At 65.7% G+C, this 414-nt stretch carries 1 protein-coding gene; it reads left to right on the top strand.

Annotation, left to right across the window (positions count from 1 at the left end; genetic code table 11):
• Positions 1–52 precede the first annotated feature (52 nt).
• A partial coding sequence (locus AC5RWQ_RS30655) for an HNH endonuclease (RefSeq protein ID WP_494286073.1) occupies positions 53–414 on the top strand: 362 nt, incomplete at its 3' end.

Raw genomic sequence — 414 nt, 5'->3', positions numbered from 1 at the left:
CCAAGTGGGTCCGGAAGCAGCCCCGCCGGCCGGCACGGAGACGCCGGAGCGCGTGACGACCAATGTGCAACGGATCGTGCGCAACACTGCGGTCACACGGCAGGTGAAGAAGTGGCACGAGGGGGCCTGTCAGGTCTGCGGTCTGACAGTGCAGCTCCCCGGCGGCACCTACAGCGAGGGCGCCCATATCCAAGCCCTTGGCAGCCCCCACAATGGCCCGGATACCACGGACAACGTGCTCTGCCTGTGTCCCACGTGCCACGTGATGTTCGACGGCGGCGCGATCGTGCTTCTCGATGACCTAACGATCATTCGCCTCGGCGAACAAGCCGGCAAGCTTCGCACTCACCCGAAGCACGACATCAAGAGCTCGTGCGTCGCCCAGCACCGCAATCGGTGGCGGCAGTGCGCAAC

This window comes from Micromonospora sp. BS32, assembly GCF_059089345.1.
This window is presented reverse-complemented; position numbering and strand designations above follow the sequence as displayed.